This is a genomic window from Planomonospora algeriensis (genome assembly GCF_977012225.1).
This window is the reverse complement of the sequence record NZ_CDRNDK010000534.1, coordinates 1-3888: the sequence shown is the minus strand read 5'-3', so window position 1 is coordinate 3888 and position 3888 is coordinate 1. Positions and strand designations below refer to the sequence as shown.

At 69.2% G+C, this 3888-nt stretch carries 5 protein-coding genes and 1 tRNA gene; 1 reads left to right on the top strand and 5 read right to left on the bottom strand.

All coding sequences use genetic code 11. The features are described 5' to 3' along the window. Positions 1-239 precede the first annotated feature (239 nt). Positions 240-659, bottom strand: coding sequence for a nitroreductase family deazaflavin-dependent oxidoreductase (locus tag ACWJ6R_RS31905; protein WP_449065781.1), 420 nt, complete (start codon positions 657-659; stop codon positions 240-242). Further along, the gene (locus tag ACWJ6R_RS31900) at positions 659-1282 is read right to left on the bottom strand and encodes an NAD(P)-dependent oxidoreductase (RefSeq protein WP_449065780.1); all 624 of its coding nucleotides are present in this window, start codon (positions 1280-1282) and stop codon (positions 659-661) included. The genes ACWJ6R_RS31905 and ACWJ6R_RS31900 overlap by 1 nt, the downstream gene beginning before the upstream one ends. Before the next feature lie 102 nt (positions 1283-1384). On the opposite strand from ACWJ6R_RS31900, the gene ACWJ6R_RS31895 reads away from it, so the two are divergent. Continuing rightward, positions 1385-1771 carry a winged helix-turn-helix transcriptional regulator gene (locus tag ACWJ6R_RS31895; RefSeq protein ID WP_449065779.1) on the top strand — a complete coding sequence of 129 codons (387 nt, stop codon included), beginning with the start codon at positions 1385-1387 and terminating at the stop codon, positions 1769-1771. A gap of 237 nt (positions 1772-2008) precedes the next feature. Here the strand turns inward: ACWJ6R_RS31895 and ACWJ6R_RS31890 are convergent, their stop codons facing one another. From ACWJ6R_RS31890 to ACWJ6R_RS31880, 3 genes are all read right to left on the bottom strand, one after another. Continuing rightward, positions 2009-2308, bottom strand: coding sequence for a hypothetical protein (locus ACWJ6R_RS31890; RefSeq protein ID WP_449065778.1), 300 nt, complete (start codon positions 2306-2308; stop codon positions 2009-2011). A gap of 486 nt (positions 2309-2794) precedes the next feature. After that, positions 2795-3490, bottom strand: coding sequence for a class I SAM-dependent methyltransferase (locus ACWJ6R_RS31885; protein ID WP_449065777.1), 696 nt, complete (start codon positions 3488-3490; stop codon positions 2795-2797). A gap of 133 nt (positions 3491-3623) precedes the next feature. Continuing rightward, positions 3624-3700 (bottom strand) — tRNA-Ala (locus ACWJ6R_RS31880). Positions 3701-3888: the final 188 nt, after the last annotated feature.

The following is a 3888-nucleotide window of genomic DNA, read 5'->3' as shown; positions in this document are numbered from 1 at the left end:
ATGTCAGTTAAGGCACTTAGTCCCTGTTTGTCTCACTTGAGCTTGGCACAGAGGGAAGGCCCGGCTCCATGTGCTGGAACCGGGCCTTCCGCTTCGATAGGCATTCGTCGTGCTTGTTCGAACCTGGCAGGACTTCGGAAGCAATCCGAAGACGTCTGCTGACTTTCCGCTGACTCTGCTCGCCCGTCCCGGAGCGGCAGACGACCGCCGCCAGAGCGTCCTGAAAGCGCCGCGCCCGGTCATCGCAGGCGTTCCAGGAGAACCACGGGGATCTCACGGGCGGTCCGTGCCTGGTAAGCCGCGTACTCCGGCCTGGCCGACACCATCAGGCGCCATAGCGGCGGACGCTCCGCGGCCTCGGCCGGACGCGCTCGCGCGGTGAGGACCTCCGTACCGACCTGCACGGTGACACACGGATCGGCGAGCAGGTTCAGATACCAGGCCGGATGGCGGTCCGCGCCGCGGTCGGAGGCCACCAGCACGTAGCGGTCGCCATCGCGTCCGTAGACCAGCACCGTGCGGCGCAGTTCGCCGGTCCTCCGGCCCCGGGTCGTCAGCAGCAGATCGTTCACGCCTGGCCGCGGCCGGCCGCCGGTCTTCTGGAAACGACGGATGTGCTCGGCGACCCAGGGGTTCGGACTGTCGTGGACCTCGGGCATCACGCCTCCCGGACGCTGACGGCGGCGCGGTGGTGACGAGGGGTCTCGATCTCGTCGAGCAGCGCCACCGCGAAGTCCGCGTACGTGATCCTGTCGGCCGGGTCCGCATGGTCGGCGATCCGGTACCGGCCGGTGCGCGTGCCCGCACGGTCGAAGTCGCCTGCCGGTGCGACGTACGCCCAGTCGAGGGCGCATTCCTGAAGCACGGCGAGACCCGCCGCGTGGCCGAGGTAGAAGGCGCGGTGCTCGTCGGGGTAGCCGGGCTCATCCATCAGGGAGGCGCCCGAAGCCCCGGGCATGATCGACGCCAGGCCGACCACCACCAGCCGGCGCACCCCCGCCTTCACCAGACCGGTGGTCAGGGCGCGGGCCGACGCGGTGAAGAACTCGTGAGGTGACGCGGACAGGTCCACGGCGGCGCTGATGACCGCGTCATGTCCCGCGGCCGCATGCGCGACGCTCATCTCATCCGTGACGTCACCCGCCACCACCCGCGCGTCGGCCAGATCACTGTGGCCCGCGGGGTCACGCACCACGGCGGTGACCCGGTGCCCACGCCGGCGCGCCTCGGCGACGGCCTGCCCACCGGCTCTGCCGCCCGCTCCGAAGACCACGATGTTCATGGCGAACCGCCTTTCCCCAAGGCCGGATCCCGTCCGCCCGGCCGCTTCGCGGACGCTATCGAGGGCTGCGGTTACCATGGGGATACCGGCTACCGTGAGGTCATGAGGGAACCTCTGCCCGCCGACATGTTCGACGAGCTGTGCCCGTCCTCGCTCAATCCGATCCGGTTCGGCGACAAGTGGGCGGCGCTCGTCATCCGCTGCCTCGAGCACGGGCCGCGCCGGTTCTCCGAGCTGCGGGTACCGCTGAGCCGCGTCACCCCCAAGGTCCTCACACAGTCGCTGCGCTCCCTCGAACGGGACGGCCTGGTCCAGCGCACCGTCCACCCCGGCGCCACCCCGCACGTCGAGTACGGGCTGACCCCGCTCGGCCGCAGCATGCTCGAGCCGATGGCGGTCGCCTGCGCCTGGGCGCGGGAGCACTGGGACGAGCTGCTCGACGCCCGCGAGTCGTACGACGACGGCTCCCGCGTCGACCGCGCCGGCTGACGCGGTGAACCTCAGCCCGGATGTACGCGCCGCCCCGGCCGTCCGGCACGCCGTCCATCCACCGCGAGGATTCCAGGGCCGACATCGCCGCCTTCCCACTGGGACCTGTACGGCTCCCCTCCGGAGACGAACCGGCGACGACTTCACCGGTGCCGAACTCGACTACGTGGCCTTCCGCCACATCGATCTCCGAGCGCAGCGCTTCCCCGGCCTGCCCGGCCTGCCCGGCCTGCCCGGCTACGCGCTCCTCGACCGGATCAGCGAACGAGTGGAAGCGGTGCTGCCCTTGGTGGAGCACTGGCCGGACCCGCGCCACCGGGAGATGGCCCACTTCAGCTTGGGGTTTCTCGCCGACCGCGCCGTGGAACAGAACGACGACCAGGCGCTCGTCAGCCCACTCGATATGAGGCGGTCGAGCCCGCCGAGCCGCCCCTTGCAGTCGACATACGGCAGGTTCGCGGCCGCCGACCCACCAGACAGGGCCAGCCGAGCGGACCGCTCGGAGTCCGCGGTGAAGTAGTCGACGAGAACGCCCATGGCGGGCCACTCTACCGAGATCACCTACACCGGTGCCGCGGCGGTTGGAGCCGCCCCTGTCCCTTGACTCCCGTGGCCGGACGCGACGAAGACCCGTGACAGATGACGGCGCTCGCCCCGATCACCATGTCCATCGGCGTCGATCGCTTCTCGGGCCCCGGCGAACGTGACCGGCCTGGACGAGAACAGGCCCAGGGCGTCCACGACACCCGCCTGGTCACCGGCCGGGACCGCGATCCAGTGATTCCGGCACGTCGGCACCGGCTCAGGCCGATCCTTCACCTCTGCCATCACTTCCGTGGATACACTCCCGCGCTGAGCTGTTGCTTCAGGATGAAGGAGGCTTGCCGTCGGCCGACGTCACGACTTGGCCGGTTCTGGAACAGCACCCCACATGAACGTGGAGTCCTTCAACAGATGCTCCGTGTGACGCACCTTGGCCGGCGTGGACTCCGAATTCCAGTGAGCCGTCCTCATCTCGCGTGATCAAGGACGCGCCAGCCTGACAGCGACGAAGCACGGTGCCTGGTGCAGCTTATCGTGGGCGGCCTCGTTGATTTCCCGCAGCTCAGGGACCGGCCGCGGCTCGATCAGCCGCTCCAGGACGAATCCGGCGGTCAGCAGCTCGCCCAGGAACGTCTCCAACGGCATGCGCTGGAAGCGGATCGCAAGCGGGCTGCCGGTGAGGGGAAGTTCGACCCAGTCGTCGGCGTAGTACGAACCCCCGAAATGGCGCCAGTCCGCAGCCGGATGGGTCGTCGAGACCAGCAGCCATCCCCCGGGCCTCAGCACCCGGCGCAGTTCCCTCAGCAGCTGCACGCGACGGGTGAGATGGTGCAGCACCAGCGCGCACACGGCCCCGTCGAACGACGCGTCATCGGCGAAGTCCAGCGGCTCCTCCAGATCATGCAGGAGGAACTCGGCCCGGTCACCCACCCGTGCCCGTGCGTGATCCAGCAGGGTGGCGCTGCCGTCGACACCGACCACCTCGGCGCCGCGTGCCAGCAGTTCAGTCGCGTAGTGCCCGGCTCCGCAGCCGACGTCGAGCACTCTCGCGCCGGCGACGTCACCGGCGAGCTCCAACATGGCAGGCCGATCGGTATACGCGTTGTACGGGCTGATGCCGGCATGCTCCGCGAAGTAATCACCGAGCGCATCGTGGTAAGCGGTCTTCGGGGGCATCGTCACATCATGAAGGCGACGACCATCCACTCGCGAGCAGATTTCAGCGTTATCCAGCGAGGAACTTCGGGCGTTCACGCCCGGGAGGAAGAGGAAGGCCCGGCTCCATGATCTGGAACCGGGCCTTCCGTCCTGGTGGAGATGAGGGGATTCGAACCCCTGACCCCTTCGATGCGAACGAAGTGCGCTACCGGACTGCGCTACATCCCCAAGACGTGGACTAGGTTAGCAAACATCCGAGGGCGTTCGCGCCATCCGGGGCACCGATCAGTCTCCGACCGCGCGGCGGGACGGCTCGGCGTACTGGTCGAAGAGCTCGTCGCGGTGCTCGGAGAGGTCGATGATCTCCGCCTGCGGGGCCGCCGCCCGCCGCGCCGCCGCCTCCGCGGCCCGGCGCC

Coding starts and splice junctions, on each gene's coding strand:
- ACWJ6R_RS31890 (WP_449065778.1), bottom strand. CDS start 2,308: ATGGGCGTTCTCGTCGACTACTTCACCGCGGACTCCGAGCGGTCCGCT.
- ACWJ6R_RS31905 (WP_449065781.1), bottom strand. CDS start 659: ATGCCCGAGGTCCACGACAGTCCGAACCCCTGGGTCGCCGAGCACATC.
- ACWJ6R_RS31885 (WP_449065777.1), bottom strand. CDS start 3,490: ATGCCCCCGAAGACCGCTTACCACGATGCGCTCGGTGATTACTTCGCG.
- ACWJ6R_RS31900 (WP_449065780.1), bottom strand. CDS start 1,282: ATGAACATCGTGGTCTTCGGAGCGGGCGGCAGAGCCGGTGGGCAGGCC.
- ACWJ6R_RS31895 (WP_449065779.1), top strand. CDS start 1,385: ATGAGGGAACCTCTGCCCGCCGACATGTTCGACGAGCTGTGCCCGTCC.